The organism is Chlorobaculum thiosulfatiphilum (genome assembly GCF_006265165.1).
Taxonomy (GTDB): domain Bacteria; phylum Bacteroidota; class Chlorobiia; order Chlorobiales; family Chlorobiaceae; genus Chlorobaculum; species Chlorobaculum thiosulfatiphilum.
In genome coordinates this window covers 51,623-67,792 of the sequence record NZ_VDCH01000003.1, presented here as the reverse complement: position 1 = coordinate 67,792, position 16,170 = coordinate 51,623, and the positions used below count along the sequence as shown (strand labels likewise).

Here is a 16,170-nt window from a genome sequence, read left to right as displayed (position 1 = left end):
GAAGCAAACCGCAGTACAACATGATGGATGAACGAGTTCAGAAACAACTCCTGCTGCTTTTCGCAACCCTGCTGTTCTGCGCTATCTCCTTTTTTCTCTTCGACAAACCGCTGACCCTGTTTTTCCATCAGTTCGACGCTGGACTCTGGCATAGCGTCTGGAAAACGATCACCACGGCGGGGCAATCCGAATGGTATCTCGTGGGCGGACTCCTGCTTTTCGCCGGATTCCGGAAGCGGAACCGGCGGTTCTCGACGGGCGGCCTGCTGCTCTTCAGCACGGTGGCCGTTTCAGGGCTGGCGGCGGATCTGCTCAAAATCATCTTTGGCCGGGCGAGACCAAAGCTTCTCTTGCAACAAGGCATCTATGGATTCGACGTTTTCGGGTGGCATGTCGAACATGCCTGGACCTCGTTTCCCTCCGGCCATTCGGCCACGGCCTTGAGCGCGGCGCTGACGCTCTCGCTGCTGTTTCCGCGCTTCAAGCTGGCTTTTATCGCCGCCGGAGTCCTGATCGCCGCGAGCCGCATCGTGCTCTGCCAGCACTACCTGAGCGACATCGTGGCCGGCTCGGTGCTCGGCGGCGTGACGGCCGTGCTGCTTTATCAACGTTATTTCCGAACTGCCCTCGATGAAACCGCAACCATATAAGCCAAACAGGAACATCCTGCTCGCCGGATTGGCCCTTCTCGTTTTCCTGAGCTTTTTCGCCGGAATCGGCTCCGGGCCGCTCTTCGACGTGGACGAGGGCGCGTTCAGCGAGGCGACGCGCGAGATGCTCGTCTCGAAAAATTACCTCACCACTTACCTGAACGGCGTGCTGCGGTTCGACAAGCCGATTCTGATCTACTGGCTCCAACTGCTCTCGGTCAAGACCTTCGGCATCAACGAGCTGGCCTTCCGGCTGCCGTCGGCCATCGCCGCGGCATTCTGGGCGGGCGCGATTTATCTCTTCGTGCGCCGCGAGCGCAACGAAACCGAGGCAGTGTTCGCCACGGCGCTGATGGCGCTGTCGTTGCAGGTGAGCATCATCGCCAAGGCGGCCATCGCCGACGCGGTGCTCAACCTCTGCCTGGCCGTCACGCTGACGGCGCTCTTCACCCACTGGCGCACCAAGCGCCGGCGGTGGATTTACGTCGCGTTCGCGGCGATGGGGTTCGGAATGCTCGACAAGGGGCCGGTGGCGATTCTCATTCCGGTCGCGGTCTCGTTTCTCTTTTTCCTCGCCCGGAAGGAGTTGAAGGCGTGGTTCCGGGCGATGCTGAACCCGACGGCCATCGCGCTCTTTCTCGCCATCGCGCTGCCCTGGTACGTGCTCGAATACCGCGAGCAGGGTCAGGCGTTCATCGACGGCTTTTTCCTGAAGCACAACGTCAACCGTTTCGGGGGTTCGATGGAGGGGCACTCCGGTTCGCTGCTTTACTATATTCCGGTGGTGCTGATCGGACTGATGCCATCGACCGGGCTGTTTTTCGGCCTCTTCACGAAACTCCGGCAGCGACTCTCGGAGCCGCTCTGGCAGTTCTGCCTGATCTGGTTCGCCTTCGTCTTCGTCTTCTTCTCGCTCTCCGGCACCAAGCTGCCGCACTACATGATCTACGGCTACACGCCGCTCTTCATTCTCTTCGGCGCGGAACTCGCGAAAATCGAGCGCTCGTGGCTGCTCGCGCTCTGGCCCGCCGGTCTGTTGCTGCTTCTCGCCGCCCTGCCGCTCGTGCTGGAGCAGTTGATGCCGTCGATGGACAATCTCTTCATCCAAGCCCAGCTTCAGGGATTTCTCGCGGAGATGGCGGCCAATCACTTCTCGCTGCTCATGATCGCGGCGGCGGCGCTCTGCCTTCTGCTGCAATTTCTGCCGGTGATCGCGCCTCCGTTGCGCTTCATCATCGGCGGAGCGCTGCTGACCTTTTCGTTCAACTTCGTGGCGATGCCGATGGCCGCGCGGGTGATGCAGGAGCCGGTCAAAGAGATCGCGCAACTTGCCCGGAAGGAGGGTCTCAAAATCGTGATGTGGAAGGTCTATTACCCCTCATTTTTTGTATATTCAGGCTCTTTTGCCGAACGGCGCTTCCCCGAACCGGGTGACGTGGTGCTCACCAGCATCGACCGTCTCGAAAAGCTCGGCCCGGTCGAGCGGCTGTACGGCAAGCATGGAATCATGCTCGTCAGAATGCCGACTCAACCGACTTCCCGATGAAACTCTCTGTCGTCATACCGCTCATGAACGAGGCCGAAAGCATCGGCCCGCTCTTCGACGCGCTCGCCTCGGCGCTTCGCGGCATCGAGCACGAAATCGTTCTGGTCGATGACGGCTCGACCGACTCGACCGTTACCGAAATCGAACGACTCGCGCCGGCGAACGCCCGGCTGGTGGTGCTCAACAAGAATTACGGCCAGACAGCGGCCATGTCGGCAGGCATCGACGAGGCCCAGGGCGAGCTGATCGCCACGATGGACGGCGATTTGCAGAACGACCCCGCCGACATTCCGATGATGATCGCCCACCTCGAATCGAAAAAGCTCGACGTTGTCGCTGGCCGACGGGCGGGCCGGAAAGACGGCATGGTGCTGCGCAAGATTCCGAGCAGGATCGCCAACGCAATGATCCGGAACCTGACCAACGTCCACATCCGCGATTACGGCTGCACACTGAAAGTATTCAAGCGCGACGTGGCTAAAAATCTCGGCCTGTACGGCGAGCTGCACCGCTTCATTCCGGTGCTCGTGCAGCTCTACGGCGCCAGGATGGAGGAGGTCGATGTGCGGCACCATGCGAGGAAATACGGCAAGTCGAAGTACGGCATCGGCAGGACTTTGAAAGTGCTGAGTGATCTCCTGTTCATGGTTTTTTACCAGAAGTACGCCCACCGGCCGATGCATCTGTTCGGCTCGCTTGGCTTCATCACGCTGTTCCTCGGCCTCGGCATCGACCTCTACCTGCTCGCGCTCAAAGTGCTCGGTCACGACATCGGCGGACGCCCGCTTCTCAGCCTCGGCGTCATTCTGACCTTCATCGGCATCCAGCTCATCACCACCGGCTTCATCGCCGAATTCATCATGCGCACCTACTACGAGTCGCAGAACAAGAAACCCTATATCATCAGAGAGATCGTTGACAAAAGCAAGTAGCTCCATCAAAAGCAAGGTGTTCAAAACGGCGATCCAGCTCCTGCTCACCGTAGCGGCGCTCGCCATCGTGCTCAGCAAAACCGATACAAACCGGCTCGCCTCGCTCATCGGCCACGCCAACCCGTGGCACCTTCTCGGCGCGATCCTCTTTTTCAACATCTCCAAGATCGTCAACGCCGTGCGGCTGAACCGTTTTTTTACGGCAATCGGCTTGCAGCTCTCGGCGTGGTACAACCTGAAGCTCTACTACCTCGGCATGTTCTACAACCTCTTTCTGCCGGGCGGCATCGGGGGTGACGGGTATAAAATTTACGTGCTGAAAAAAAATCACGGCCTGACGGTCATCAACATCTTCAACGCCGTCTTCTGGGATCGGGTCAGCGGCATTTTCGCGCTCATCTTCCTGTCGGCGCTGCTGATCATACCGAGTTCGTTCGCGGCGCTCTACCCCGGTGAAATACTCTGGATCTGGGTGATCGCCGGAGTCGCCTACCCGCTTTCGCTCTTGCTGACCTGGCTTTTCTACCGCCAGTTCATGCCGGTCTTTCTCATCACGGCATTCGAGTCGCTGGTGATTCAGGCGACGCAGGTGATCTCTGCCTGGTTCATTCTCATGGCCATGTCGGCCACGGCGCACCAGATCGACTACCTCGCCATCTTCCTGATTTCGAGCGTCGCCACCATTTTGCCGCTTACCGTCGGCGGGGCCGGAGCGCGCGAAGTCACCTTCTTCTACGCCCTGAACCACCTCGGCCTCGACGTCAACACCGGCATCGCGCTCTCGCTCATATTTTTCGCCATCTCGGCAATCTCGTCGCTGGTGGGAATTCTGGCCAAAATAAAACACGAACCCGGCCACTCGCTGGCCTCGAAGTGAGGGGGAGAGTGGACTGAGTGGACGCTGTGGACTTGGTGGACAGAAGAAAAAGAAGAAACAATCCTCCGCATTTCCCCGTCCACTCAGTCCACCAAGTCCACTGCCAAATCTTTCAATCTTAGCTGCACGTATTCTCGGCCGTTCCATTGATTTCTTTCGGGGATGCAGACGAGGTGCAGGTTTGCGGCAGTTCCGCAAGATTCGAGGTCGGTGAACAGGTCGGGGCGGTCGAAGGCGATCACCTCGAACGATGAGCCGCGCTCGCCGCGCACCGTGAACTTGACGTGCCGCTCGCGCAGCAGCTTCGGCTTGCCTGCCAGGCGGCAGGCGGTGACGACGAAGAGCGGCTCGCGGTTGGCGAAGCCGAAGGGCGAGAACTGTTCGAGCACCTTCAGGAACTTCGGAGTGATCTCGTCGAGCGCGAGTTCGGCGTCAATCAACAGCGACTTCTGGCGCTCCTCGACCGGCAGCAGCTCACGGCACACCTCGTCGAAGCGGCGGCGGAACGCTTCGAGATTTTCCGGCCTGAGCGTCAGCCCCGCCGCCTGGTGGTGGCCGCCGAACTGTTCGAGATGGTCGCGGCACTCGTGCAGCACATCGTAAATGTTGAGCTGATCGACGCTCCTGACCGACCCCTTGATGAGACCGTTCATCCGCCCCATCACCACGGTGGGCAAAAAATATTTGTCGAGCAGCTTCGAGGCGACGATGCCAAGCACACCGAGATGCCACGCTTCGTCATAGAGCACGATCGAGGAGCAGTGGCTGGCGCAATGGCCCGCCACCATCGTTTCGGCGCGCAACGTAATTTCCGCGTCGATCTCCCGCCGCCGCCCGTTCAGCGCTTCGAGTTCCGCCGCGTGAACTCGCGCCTCCGGTTCGTCCGAAGCGAGCATCCACTGCATCGCCGCGCCCGCCGACTCCATCCGCCCGGCGGCATTGATGCGGGGCGCGATGCCGTAGGTGATGTTCATCATGCTGAAATCGGCCAGATTGACCTTCATGTTCGCGGCCATCGCCTGGAAACTGACCCGTGGCGAACGCCGCATCAGTTCGAGTCCTTCGCGCAGATAGGCGCGGTTCTCGCCTTGCAGCGACACCATGTCCGCGGCGGTCGCCACGGCCACGAAGTCGAGATATTTCCGCCACGCCGCCGGGCTTTCGCCCCTCGCCTCGACCATCGCCTGAATGAACTTGAGCGCCACGCCGCAGCCGCACAGCTCGCGGAACGGGTAGCCGCTCCCCTCGACTTTCGGATCGAGAATCGCGCAGGCCGCCGGAAGCTCCCCGGCTTCGTGATGGTCACAGACAATGACATCGATTCCTTGCGCGGCGCACACCTGCACCTCGTCGATGGCGCGGATGCCGCAATCGACCGTGACGATAAGCGAGACCTTCTGCTCGAACGCCCAGGCGATGCCGCTCGTCGAAAGCCCGTACCCCTCCGTGAAGCGGTCGTTGATGTAATGGCAGACATCGGCCCCGAGTTCACGCAGAAACAGCGAGAGCATCGCCGTGCCGGTGGTGCCATCGACATCGTAATCGCCATAGACCATGATTTTTTCGCCACCGGCAATCGCCTTCGAGAGCCGCGCGACGGCGCGTTTCATGTCATTGAAGAGGAATGGCGAGGGAATCTCGTCGAGCGAAGGACGAAAGAACCGGCGGGCCTCCTCGAAGCTCGAAATGCCGCGATTGAGGAGCGCGGCGGCAATGGGCGAGCTGACGTTGATCGCTTCGGAAAGTGCCAAAACCAGCGTTGGTTCGGGTTCGAGGCGCGTCCATCGGTATCGTTTCATGAATGGGTCCTTGAGTCAGGAAAATGGTCGGTGAATGTACGGATTATTCATCGGTTCTTTACAAAAAAACCGTTTTCGAAACCTGAATCCTGCGGCGTTGGAATACCTTTGAAAATAGCATAGATTTCAAGGCTATCCTGTTAATCGGCACGAAAGCTCCGGCTGAACCGGCCTCCATTCAACCTTCTGAATGATCCTGCAATGAACAAGCTCATCACCATCGAAAGCCACTTTCTGCAGCAGCAGAAACTCTATCCGGAGGTCAACGCCGAAGTGATCGACCTTCTGCACGATGTCGCCTTTGCCGCCAAGCTGGTGCGGCGCGAAGTCGTGCGGGCTGGCCTCGCCGACATTCTCGGCCTTGCCGGTTCGACCAACGTACAGGGCGAGGAGGTCAAGAAGCTCGACCTGTTCGCCAACGAGAAAATCATCTGCGCCATCGGCCAGCACGGGCGCTTCGCCATCATGGGTTCGGAGGAGAACGACAGCATCATCATCCCGCCGCAAAACGAAACCGGCAACTACGCGCTGCTTTTCGACCCGCTCGACGGCTCCTCGAACATCGACGTCAACGTCAGCGTCGGCACCATCTTTTCGATCTACCGCATCAAGAGCGACGACCCCGGCAAGGCGAGCCTCGAAGACTGCCTGCAAAGCGGCGCGGAACAGGTGGCCGCCGGATACGTCATTTACGGCTCGTCGGTGGTGATGGTCTATACGACCGGCCACGGTGTGCACGGCTTCACCTACGACCCGACCATCGGCGAGTTCCTGCTCTCGCACGAGAACATCACCACGCCGGAACGCGGCAAATATTACTCGGCCAACGAAGGCTCCTGGCAGGAGTTCAACGACGGCACCAAGCGCTTCCTCGACTATTTGAAGGAGGAGGACAAGGCGACGGGCCGTCCGTACAGCACTCGCTACATCGGCTCGTTCGTCGCGGACTTCCACCGCAACCTCCTCACCGGCGGCGTGTTCGTCTATCCGGCAACGAAGAAGCACAAACAGGGCAAGCTCCGCCTGATGTACGAAGCCAACCCGATGGCCTTCATCTGCGAACAAGCCGGAGGCCGGGCAACGGACGGCGAGCGCCGGATCCTCGACATCGAACCCACAGAGTTGCACCAGCGCACCCCCCTCTACATCGGCAGCACGGAGGACGTGCTGGTAGCCGAAGAGTTCGAGCAGGGAAAGCGGTGATACACGAAAAATCACCGGTCAACTCCCTCCCAAAGCTTTGCTTCGGGGGGGATGTTCCTCCAGAGCTTCAAGCAATAACTCTTCATCAGACAATGCGAGCAAGGATTATCTGTACTATCACTGTACAGTCAAATTGATGGGAATTGCCTTTATGGTTCTTCGTAGAATTTAGTGGTTACGATCATGAAAGCTCACATAACAAAACGATAAGGCAATCATGTCAAAACCAGCAAAGCCATCGTGTAAGTCCTATTATGAGATTATAATAACTGTAATAACGCCTTTAATAACCAAGCTAAAAAAGTACTTTATAAGTAGATATAAATCAACCGACACTATATAACCTACTATCAAATCCTACAAAGAGCCAGTTTATTCATGTAACAAAGCATTTGTGCTTTGTTACATGAATTTATTATATTAGATACTTAGTAGTATCCCCAATACAAGCAGCAAACAATTGATCCCCTAACCTTCTTTTAAACATAAAGGAGAAAATTTTTCATGAAAGCGAAAATACTACTCATTGGTTGCTTGTTGGCCACTATAGCCGGGACAAAGGCGAATGCGGCGGGAGTCTTAGCCATGAACGATATTACGACTACACCAACACCAACGACTACCCCTTACACAACAGGAATGGTGAGTGATCCGAACATCTTTGCATCAGGAATATCTATTGGTGCGGGCCTTAGCGGAACTGCCAGTGTACCGGGAGCATACACAGCCAATAGCTGGAGTACAGGAGCATCAATTGGCGCCACCGATTATTTAAGCTTCACCATTGACGCAAACACTGGTTACGAGATCAGCTTCTCCAGTATTGATTTCAACACTCAGAGAAGCAGCAACGGTCCGAGTTCGGCCGTTGTCGAATACAGCCTAGACGGGGGGAATACATTTCAAACCATTGGCTCAGTTATAATCATAAACCAAGCTGCAACAGCATATTCCTTTGATACTTCAGGTATATCAGATATTCAGAACCTGGAGGATCCCATCACGTTTCGTCTTTATGGTTACAATGCACGTAATAATGGTGGCACACTCAGCATTAACAATTATTCATTTAACGGCTCTGTCGAAGCGGTTCCTGAACCTCAATCCCTGATGCTTATTGGTGTCGGCTCATTGCTGATGTTCGGTTATCTCAAGCGCGCACGCAAAGAAACTGATGCGATGGCTTAACGGTATGGAATCGCGAGCACTATGACTGCCGCATAAAAAAACAACCCCGCAAACACGGGGTTGTTTTTTTATGCGCAGATACTAAATACCCGGCACAGGGAAAAACAGCAGCCTTTACAAAAGCTGAACTACTCGATTCGAACCTCTCACCCCTGCGGGACTGTTGTTTCAAACTCCGGATAAAATATCCTCTCGATCCCCACGGCCTTGCCGGTCTCCACATCGAGCGTGAGCAGGACGGCGGAGAGATGCACGTCGTCGGTGGCGCATTCGTATTTGTGCGGGGTCTGGTAGAGCATCCGGTCAACCGCTGATTTGACCTGCATTCCGATCACCGACAAGTGCGGGCCGGTCATGCCGACGTCGGTCAGGTAGGCCGTGCCTTTCGGGAAGATGCGCTCGTCGGCGGTCTGCACGTGCGTGTGCGTTCCGATGATCGCCGATACCTTGCCGTCGAGGTACCAGGCGAGAGCGAGCTTTTCGGCAGTCGCTTCGGCGTGGAAATCGACCACGACCAGCGACGACTGCTCTTTGGTCTGCTTGATGACCCAGTCCGCCGTGCGGAACGGGCAGTCGATCGGGTACATGAAGGTGCGCCCTTGCAGGTTCAAGACGGTGATGTTGCCGAGGCCGCGCGGCAGTTTGTACACGCCGTGGCCCTTGCCGTAGGTGCCCTTCGGGTAGTTCTGGGGCCGAAGTACGCGCTCGTGCGTTTTGAGCGTCTCGAAGAAGTTGAAGTTGTTCCAGGTGTGATTGCCGCCGGTCACCACATCGACGCCCGCTTCGAGCATCTGGTTCAGCGCTTCGAGACTCATCCCCTTGCCGTTGTGGGCGTTCTCGCCATTGCAGATAACGAAATCGACCTCGTATTTCGAGATGAATCCTTTGAGCATCCGGCTGACGATTTGCAGACCGGAGTTTCCGACGACGTCGCCGATGAAGAGGATATTGGCGGTTTTTGCTGACATACGGGTTCCCTTGGTAAATCTGTTGTTTTCATTCATTTGTTGGCGTGAAATTACACATTAACCGCCATATTGAACAGCCCTATTTCGATCATCGGCAGAAAATTCATCGCTTCCCCGAATATGCCCAAAAGGTCGCCGGACATGAACTTAATGGCCCCGGCTGATCGTTCCTTATCTGATATCGCGCCCTCGCAAATCCAGAACAGGAGCGAATGCCATGGCTATCCAGAGAACCATCAGCAAGGTGTTCAGAAGCAAACCGGTAATAGAAGGCGCCGGGGTGCGGCTCAAACGAGCCTTCGGCTTCAGCCAGGTTCCGCTGTTCGACCCGTTCCTGCTGCTTGACGATTTCCGTTCAGAAGACCCTGAGGACTATCGCAAGGGGTTCCCCTGGCACCCGCATCGCGGCATCGAAACCATCACCTACATGCTCGAAGGCCAGGTGGAGCATGGCGACAGCCTGGGCAACCGGGGCGTGATCCGGCCGGGCGGATTGCAGTGGATGAGCGCCGGCAGCGGCATCATCCATCAGGAGATGCCGGAGGGCGACCGGCACGGCAGGATGGGCGGATTCCAGCTCTGGGCGAACCTGCCCGCATCACAGAAGATGACCAAGCCACGGTACCGCGACATCACCGATTCGCAGGTGCCGAAGCTGAAGCTTGACAGCGGCGTCACCATCTCGGTCTTCAGCGGCAGAATCGGAGAGACGGTCGGCCCGGTTGACGACATCGCCATCGACCCGGAATATCTCGACATCACCGTTCCGCCATCGACCTCCTTCACCCACCCGGTCAAACGAGGGCATACGGCGCTGGCCTACGTCATCGAGGGCAGAGGAATCTTCTGTCATGCTGACGAACCGTTCTCCCATGATACGGAGGGGGTCAACTATTTCGACATGGAGCCTGAACCATATCAAGATAATGAAACCCTCATTCTGTTCAGCGATGGAGACAGCGTGACGGTAAGCACGGAAAACGATCCGATCCGGTTTCTGTTCATCTCGGGCAAACCGCTCAACGAACCGGTCGCATGGTATGGCCCGATCGTCATGAACACCCGCGAAGAGTTGCGCATCGCCTTTGAGGAGTTCCGGAACGGCGCCTTCATCAAAGAACGATGAGCAGAGCTGCGCTTGACCAAATCGACGAGGCGGGCTATTTTGAACAGTACTCCACACCGGGAGATCCATCAACTCCAGAACCACGTTCGTGAATCCTGATAAGAGAGCGGCCCGCATGGCAGGCGTACTGCCTCTGCTTCTGTTTCTTCTGCTGAACCTCGGAATGATCGCTCTCTTGCTCGATTCCGGGTATGTTTCAGCGGAGGCGACAAAAGAGGCGTTTGCCGCCATGCGGGAGTACCTTCGCCGGAACCACGCAAGCGCACCACCTCGGGCGCTTGCGGTCATCGACTACTCAAGGCCTTCGTTCATGAAGCGCATGGCGATCATCGACCTGAAAACCGGTCGCCAATCATTCTATCGGGTCGCCCACGGCAAAAACAGCGGCGAGCTTTTCGCCCGGCGATTCTCGAACACCCCGGAGTCGAACATGAGCAGCCTCGGGCTGTTCCGCGTCGGAGCGCGATACTCTGGCGACCACGGCCTCGCGCTCCGTCTCGACGGCCTCGACTCGCTCCGCAACGGCAACGCCGCGAAGCGCGACATCGTGCTGCACAAGGCCGGGTATGTCTCGATTCCCTTCATCCTGCTGAACGTCGTGACTGGTTATGGCCCGATGATCGGCAGAAGCAACGGCTGCTTTGTCATCTCTGGTGGCGACATCGTCGAGGTGGTCAAAAAGCTGGCCGGCGGCGGGTTCATCTATGCGTGGGCAACACCGGACGATAACTTCCGGAAATAAAAAAAGCCCGGCGATGAACCGGGCTTCTGTGTTGCTCTGTGCTGTCTCGCGACAAATCACATGGCGTTGATGATCGCGTTGAGCGTACCGCTCGGGCGCATGGCGCGAGTGGTCTTTTCGTCGTCGGGCTGGTAGTAGCCGCCCATGTCGATCGGGCTGCCCTGCGCGGCGATCAGCTCGGCGTTGATCAGCTCCTCTTTCTCGGCGAGCGCACTGGCGACACCGGCGAAACGGGCTTTCATCTCGGCGTCGGCGTCCTGCGCGGTCAGCGCTTCGGCCCAGTAGAGGGCGAGGTAGAAGTGGCTGCCGCGGTTGTCGATCTGGCCGACCTTGCGGGCGGGCGACTTCTGGTTGTCGAGGAACTTGCCGATGGCCTGGTCGAGCGTGTCGGCCAGCACCTGCGCTTTCGGATTGCCGAAAGTCTGCGCGAGGTGCTCCAGCGAAGCGGCCAGGGCCGAGAACTCGCCGAGCGAATCCCAGCGGAGGTAGCCCTCTTTCTGGAACTGCTGCACGTGCTTGGGAGCCGAGCCGCCCGCGCCGGTCTCGAACAGGCCGCCGCCGTTGAGCAGCGGCACGATGGAGAGCATCTTGGCGCTGGTGCCGAGTTCGATGATCGGGAACAGGTCGGTCAGGTAGTCGCGAAGCACGTTGCCGGTCACCGAAATGGTATCCTCTCCGGCGCGGAAGCGGCCAAGGGTGAAGCGCATCGCTTCGACCGGAGCCATGACTTTGATTTCGAGGCCATCGGTGTCGTGCTCTTTGAGGTACTCGTTGACTTTGGCGATGATCTGGCTGTCGTGGGCGCGGTCGCTGTCGAGCCAGAAGATGGCCGGAGCGCCGGTGGCTCTGGCGCGGCGAACGGCAAGCTTCACCCAGTCGCGGATCGGAGCGTCCTTGGCCTGGCACATGCGGAAGATGTCGCCGGTCTCGACCTTCTGCGACATGAGCACCTCGCCGCTTGCATCGACCACGCGGATCACGCCGTCGCCGGGGGCCATGAAGGTCTTGTCGTGCGAGCCGTACTCTTCGGCCTTCTGCGCCATCAGGCCGACGTTCGGCACGCTGCCGATGGTCGAAGGATTGAACGCGCCGTTCTTGCGGCAGTCGTCCACGATTTCGCCGTACATGGTGGCGTAGCAGCGATCCGGAATCACGGCCTTGCAGTCGTGAAGCTGGCCGTCGGGACCCCACATCTTGCCGCCGTCGCGGATGACGACCGGCATGGAGGCGTCGATGATGATGTCGTTCGGTACGTGCAGGTTGGTGATGCCCTTGTCGGAATCGACCATCGCCAGCTCGGGACGGGTTTTATAAACGGCCATGATGTCGGCCTCGATTTCGGTGCGCTTCTCTTCTGGCAGGGTCTGGATTTTGGCATAGAGATCGCCGAGGCCGTTGTTCAGATTGACGCCAAGCTCGGCAAGCAGGGCGGCATGTTTTTCGAGCGCATCCTTGTAGAACACCGAGACGGCGTGACCGAACATTACCGGGTCGGAGATCTTCATCATGGTGGCCTTCAGGTGCAGCGACAGCAGCACACCCTGCGATTTGGCCTCCTCGATCTCGGCGGCATAGAAATCGCGGAGCATGCGAACGTTCATGACCGACGTGTCGATCACTTCACCGGCGAGCAGCGGGGTTTTCTCTTTCAGCACACTCACCTCGTTGGCGCCGCTGACATACTCGATGCGGACGGTGGTCGCGGCGGGCACGGTGACGGACTGCTCGCTGCCGTAGAAGTCACCATCGTTCATGTGCGAGACGTGAGCCTTCGAATCGACGTTCCACTGAGCCATGCGGTGCGGATGCTTCTGGGCGTATGCCTTGACCGAGAGCGGGGCGCGGCGGTCGGAGTTGCCCTCGCGAAGCACCGGGTTGACGGCGCTGCCGAGCACCTTGGCGTAGCGGGTCTGAATCGTTTTTTCTTCGTCATTCGACGGAGCTTCCGGATAGTCCGGCACATTGAAGCCGTGCTCCTGAAGCTCCTTGATGGCGGCTTTCAACTGGGGAATCGAAGCGCTGATATTCGGCAGCTTGATGATGTTGGCTTCCGGCGTGAGCGCAAGTTCGCCGAGCTGGCTGAGGTAGTCGGGAATCCTCTGGCTTTCGGTCAGGTTCTCCGGGAAGTTGGCGATGATCCTGCCAGCCAGGGAGATGTCCCGCGTCTCGACCTCGACGCCGGTGCCGCGGGTGAAGGCCTGGAGAATCGGAAGCAGCGAGTAGGTCGCCAGGGCCGGAGCCTCGTCGATCTTGGTGTAGATGATGGTCGATTTGCTTGCCATATCGTTGCTATTAAAGGTATTATGGTTATGAATGACTTCTGGGAAAAAGAAAACCTTACACCCCGATCAGGAGTCGCACTACCCCCTGTCAGTACTATAACTGTCGTGAATGCTCCCGAAGTTGGCCCGGGATTGACTGTTGCTCTGTAAATGCACGTATCGTGCCTGAAAAACGCTCACCTCCACGCATGGCAGTCCGCCCTGAAAAAAAGGTGAAACCTGCCTTCTGGCCCTGGTCAGCAAGGCCCTATTGACAAATGGGTATGGAAGTGATGAAGGAAAACGGGAGGCCGGCGGAGGCCGGCTCTCCATCAAAGCGTACCTGGATTACTGACGGTCTTCGAGCCCAACCCTGTCGGCAAGCTCTTTGTCATGAAGCACTTCGTAAGCGAGCTTGATCATAGGAATGGTCGCCCCCATGGAGCTGTAACCGCCGTCATGGAAAAGATTCTGCATGGTCACCTTGCGCGTCAAGTCGCTCAGGATCGTCATGGTATATTCGGCGCACTCCTCAGCGCTCGCATTGCCGAGCGGCGACATCAGTTCGCCGTAGTCGTACATCTTCTCGAAACCGGGGATGCCGCTGCCGGCCTTTGTGTAGGTCGGGCTTTGTGAAATCGTGTTGATGCGGATGCTGCGTTTGGCGAGTCTCGGGCCGAAGCTGCGAGCGATCGATTCGAGCAGCGACTTGGCGTCGCCCATGTCGGAGTATGTCCAGTAATTGCGCTGCGACGCGATATATGAAAGCGCAATGATGCTACCGCCGTCATTGATCGCCTCGTTCTTCAGCGCGTAGGCGACGAGCCTGTGGAACGAAATACCGGAGACATCGAGCGTCCGCATGAACCACTCGTAGTTCAACTCCTCGTATGGCACCTGTTTGCGGATGTTCTGGGACATGCCGATGGAGTGCACGATGAAATCGACGGAACCCATCTTCTCCTTGAGTTCCCTGAAGGTGTTATCGACATCCTCGTTTCTGGAGGCGTCGCAGACGAGAATCGGAGCGTTGCCGCAGAGTTCTGACAGCTCCTGGAGATTGCCAAAGCGAATAGCCGTCGCGACATTGGAAAGGGCGATTTCCGCACCCTCCCGGTAGGCATGCAGCGCTATCTGCCAGCCGATGCTGCTTTCATCGAGCGGGCCGAATACAATTCCTTTTTTCCCTTTCAAAAGACCATAGTGCGCTTTCTCGGGCATGGTACAATCTGATTCTTTTCAGAAAAATTAGGGTAGCGGTTACCCCTTTGATGATCGTTCAAAGCTGTCAAGATACAAGTTTCCGGTGAATTGTTAAACAGTTACCGGTAAAATTTGCATCCTGACGCAAATGCGATACTACAGAAACAGCGGTATGGAAATCGACCGGACTCCGTTCAGGGCCGCGCCCCCGGAAATGAGGAGAGGCGCGGCTTTCGGCGGCGTTGCCGTCAGATTTTCAGGCGGCGCATGGAGCGGAGCTTGTCGAGCACGTTCTTGTTGACGTTCAGCTCCATCGCCTCTTTTTCGACCTGAACCTCCTTGAAGATCACCTTGAGCAGGTTGTCTTCCCTGATGAATTTGTCCATATCGAGGCTGTAGAGCGCCCTCGGCAGGGTGATGATCCGCTGGGCGCGATCGACCGTGACGATGATGTCGGTGCCCATGCGCTCAACCGAAACATCCTCGGCGTCCTTGAGGAACGGAATCTTGATGCAGAGCACCTCGCGATGGCCGGAAGTGACCTGGTTTTTCTGGCTTTCGATCCAGAAGTTCTTGCCGGAATAGAAGGTCTGGTCGGGAGCCTGGTCGCCAAACACCATCTGGCTGATGTCGTAGAGCGCGTCGGCGCCGATCGGCTCGGTGCGTTGCAGGTGGCAGCGGAAAACCGGCGTCGGGTAGAAGGAGTTGTCGATCTCCATCAGGTACTTGCTGTGCAGGTCGGCCCAGAACTCGAAGTACTCGCCCACCGTGCGCGAGGTCGGCAGAATCTTGTTGATGACGATGCCGTCGATGTTGATGCCGTAGAGGTGCACGAAGGTGTAGGCGCGCTTCGTTTCGAGAATCGAGAGCTTCTCCGGGTTCAGCACCAAGCGGAAGGTGACTTCCGGGCTGAGGATGAACTCGTTGATGTCCTCCATCTGCTTGAGCAGCACGTTGACCTCGTTGAAAAAGTCGTCGTCGGGAATGTTGTTGCCGCTGAGCGGACGGGCCAGCGACGACATGCTTTTGTAGAGCTTGAAGAACTGCTTGCCCATGTTGCCGCCGATGATGATCTCCGGATAGGCGAGCAGGCGGAGCGTGTTGCCGGTCGGCGAGGTGTCGAGCACCACGGTGTCCCACTTGCCGGACTGCGCCTCGTCGAGCAGGCGCGAGAGGGCGAAAATTTCGTCGAGGCCGGGCTGCGTGGTCAGCTCCGAAGCCATGCCACTATCGATGCCCTGATTTTTGTACGACGAAGAGACGAACTTCTGGAAGCCCGACATGTTCTTCTTCAGTTCGTAGATGGTATCGACTTCGAGGCCGTAGAGATTTTTCTCGATCTTCAACGGCTCGTTGCGTCCGATCTGCACATCGAAAACATCCGAAAGCGAGTGCGCCGGATCGGAGGACATGATGAGCACCCGCTTGCCCTGCCGGGCAAGGGCAACGGCGGTTGAGGAAGAGATGGTGGTCTTGCCTGTTCCTCCCTTGCCGGAATAGATGATGACCCTTGGTTGCGCCTGATTGTCGGTTAAATCCCTCGAAAGCATGGACTCTCCTTTGATACGAGATGAAAAATGATCCCGATAAAACGAACTGTGAAGTTAGCACATTTAAAGCAACATTCTCAAAATACCGATAATTCATTACGAAAAAACGAGATAAACAAGCAGGC

Annotated in this window: 13 protein-coding genes; 8 read left to right on the top strand and 5 right to left on the bottom strand. The window is 57.6% G+C overall.

Annotated elements, in window-relative coordinates; all coding sequences use genetic code 11:
* Positions 1 to 23: 23 nt before the first annotated feature.
* The 4 genes from FGF66_RS02560 to FGF66_RS02545 are packed head-to-tail and all read left to right on the top strand — an operon-like array spanning position 24 to position 4,005.
* Complete coding sequence (locus tag FGF66_RS02560; RefSeq protein ID WP_246046523.1) at positions 24 to 650, top strand: phosphatase PAP2 family protein; 627 nt, start codon at positions 24 to 26, stop codon at positions 648 to 650.
* A complete protein-coding gene (locus FGF66_RS02555) occupies positions 631 to 2,196 on the top strand; it encodes an ArnT family glycosyltransferase (protein ID WP_139456134.1) in 1,566 nt (521 codons plus the stop codon). Before FGF66_RS02560 ends, FGF66_RS02555 begins: the two co-directional genes overlap by 20 nt.
* Positions 2,193 to 3,128, top strand: coding sequence for a glycosyltransferase family 2 protein (locus tag FGF66_RS02550; RefSeq protein ID WP_139456133.1), 936 nt, complete (start codon positions 2,193 to 2,195; stop codon positions 3,126 to 3,128). Before FGF66_RS02555 ends, FGF66_RS02550 begins: the two co-directional genes overlap by 4 nt.
* The gene (locus FGF66_RS02545; RefSeq protein WP_170181179.1) at positions 3,112 to 4,005 is read left to right on the top strand and encodes a lysylphosphatidylglycerol synthase transmembrane domain-containing protein; all 894 of its coding nucleotides are present in this window, start codon (positions 3,112 to 3,114) and stop codon (positions 4,003 to 4,005) included. The genes FGF66_RS02550 and FGF66_RS02545 overlap by 17 nt, the downstream gene beginning before the upstream one ends.
* An 83-nt stretch (positions 4,006 to 4,088) precedes the next feature.
* Here the strand turns inward: FGF66_RS02545 and recJ are convergent, their stop codons facing one another.
* On the bottom strand, positions 4,089 to 5,804 hold the full coding sequence (recJ, locus tag FGF66_RS02540; protein ID WP_139456132.1) for a single-stranded-DNA-specific exonuclease RecJ: 1,716 nt from the start codon (positions 5,802 to 5,804) through the stop codon (positions 4,089 to 4,091).
* A gap of 201 nt (positions 5,805 to 6,005) precedes the next feature.
* Between recJ and fbp the strand changes: the two genes are divergently transcribed.
* Positions 6,006 to 7,007 carry a class 1 fructose-bisphosphatase gene (gene fbp / locus FGF66_RS02535; RefSeq protein ID WP_139456131.1) on the top strand — a complete coding sequence of 334 codons (1,002 nt, stop codon included), beginning with the start codon at positions 6,006 to 6,008 and terminating at the stop codon, positions 7,005 to 7,007.
* A 504-nt stretch (positions 7,008 to 7,511) separates the two neighbouring features.
* Positions 7,512 to 8,195, top strand: a complete 684-nt coding sequence (locus FGF66_RS02530) for a PEP-CTERM sorting domain-containing protein (RefSeq protein ID WP_139456130.1) — start codon at positions 7,512 to 7,514, stop codon at positions 8,193 to 8,195.
* A gap of 146 nt (positions 8,196 to 8,341) precedes the next feature.
* Here the strand turns inward: FGF66_RS02530 and FGF66_RS02525 are convergent, their stop codons facing one another.
* Entirely contained in the window at positions 8,342 to 9,163 is an 822-nt protein-coding gene (locus tag FGF66_RS02525; RefSeq protein WP_139456129.1) for a TIGR00282 family metallophosphoesterase, read from the bottom strand.
* Positions 9,164 to 9,380: 217 nt separating this feature from the next.
* On the opposite strand from FGF66_RS02525, the gene FGF66_RS02520 reads away from it, so the two are divergent.
* A complete protein-coding gene (locus FGF66_RS02520; RefSeq protein WP_139456128.1) occupies positions 9,381 to 10,289 on the top strand; it encodes a pirin family protein in 909 nt (302 codons plus the stop codon).
* An 88-nt stretch (positions 10,290 to 10,377) separates the two neighbouring features.
* On the top strand, positions 10,378 to 11,031 hold the full coding sequence (locus FGF66_RS02515; RefSeq protein WP_407923804.1) for a murein L,D-transpeptidase catalytic domain family protein: 654 nt from the start codon (positions 10,378 to 10,380) through the stop codon (positions 11,029 to 11,031).
* A 56-nt stretch (positions 11,032 to 11,087) separates the two neighbouring features.
* On the opposite strand, the gene FGF66_RS02510 is transcribed toward FGF66_RS02515, so the two are convergent.
* The 3 genes from FGF66_RS02510 to FGF66_RS02500 form a co-directional block, all read right to left on the bottom strand.
* On the bottom strand, positions 11,088 to 13,313 hold the full coding sequence (locus tag FGF66_RS02510) for an NADP-dependent isocitrate dehydrogenase (RefSeq protein WP_139456127.1): 2,226 nt from the start codon (positions 13,311 to 13,313) through the stop codon (positions 11,088 to 11,090).
* Between the two features lie 327 nt (positions 13,314 to 13,640).
* Positions 13,641 to 14,513 carry an enoyl-ACP reductase gene (locus FGF66_RS02505; RefSeq protein ID WP_139456126.1) on the bottom strand — a complete coding sequence of 291 codons (873 nt, stop codon included), beginning with the start codon at positions 14,511 to 14,513 and terminating at the stop codon, positions 13,641 to 13,643.
* 230 nt (positions 14,514 to 14,743) lie between these two features.
* Positions 14,744 to 16,045 (bottom strand): ArsA family ATPase, encoded by a 1,302-nt coding sequence (locus FGF66_RS02500; protein ID WP_139456125.1) that lies wholly within the window; start codon positions 16,043 to 16,045, stop codon positions 14,744 to 14,746.
* Between the last annotated feature and the right edge of the window lie 125 nt (positions 16,046 to 16,170).

Excerpts from the sequence above, each read along its gene's own strand:
- FGF66_RS02500 (WP_139456125.1), bottom strand. The coding sequence starts at position 16,045 with ATGCTTTCGAGGGATTTAACCGACAATCAGGCGCAACCAAGGGTCATC.
- fbp (WP_139456131.1), top strand. The coding sequence starts at position 6,006 with ATGAACAAGCTCATCACCATCGAAAGCCACTTTCTGCAGCAGCAGAAA.
- FGF66_RS02525 (WP_139456129.1), bottom strand. The coding sequence starts at position 9,163 with ATGTCAGCAAAAACCGCCAATATCCTCTTCATCGGCGACGTCGTCGGA.
- FGF66_RS02505 (WP_139456126.1), bottom strand. The coding sequence starts at position 14,513 with ATGCCCGAGAAAGCGCACTATGGTCTTTTGAAAGGGAAAAAAGGAATT.
- FGF66_RS02555 (WP_139456134.1), top strand. The coding sequence starts at position 631 with ATGAAACCGCAACCATATAAGCCAAACAGGAACATCCTGCTCGCCGGA.
- FGF66_RS02530 (WP_139456130.1), top strand. The coding sequence starts at position 7,512 with ATGAAAGCGAAAATACTACTCATTGGTTGCTTGTTGGCCACTATAGCC.
- FGF66_RS02560 (WP_246046523.1), top strand. The coding sequence starts at position 24 with ATGGATGAACGAGTTCAGAAACAACTCCTGCTGCTTTTCGCAACCCTG.
- FGF66_RS02520 (WP_139456128.1), top strand. The coding sequence starts at position 9,381 with ATGGCTATCCAGAGAACCATCAGCAAGGTGTTCAGAAGCAAACCGGTA.
- FGF66_RS02550 (WP_139456133.1), top strand. The coding sequence starts at position 2,193 with ATGAAACTCTCTGTCGTCATACCGCTCATGAACGAGGCCGAAAGCATC.
- recJ (WP_139456132.1), bottom strand. The coding sequence starts at position 5,804 with ATGAAACGATACCGATGGACGCGCCTCGAACCCGAACCAACGCTGGTT.
- FGF66_RS02510 (WP_139456127.1), bottom strand. The coding sequence starts at position 13,313 with ATGGCAAGCAAATCGACCATCATCTACACCAAGATCGACGAGGCTCCG.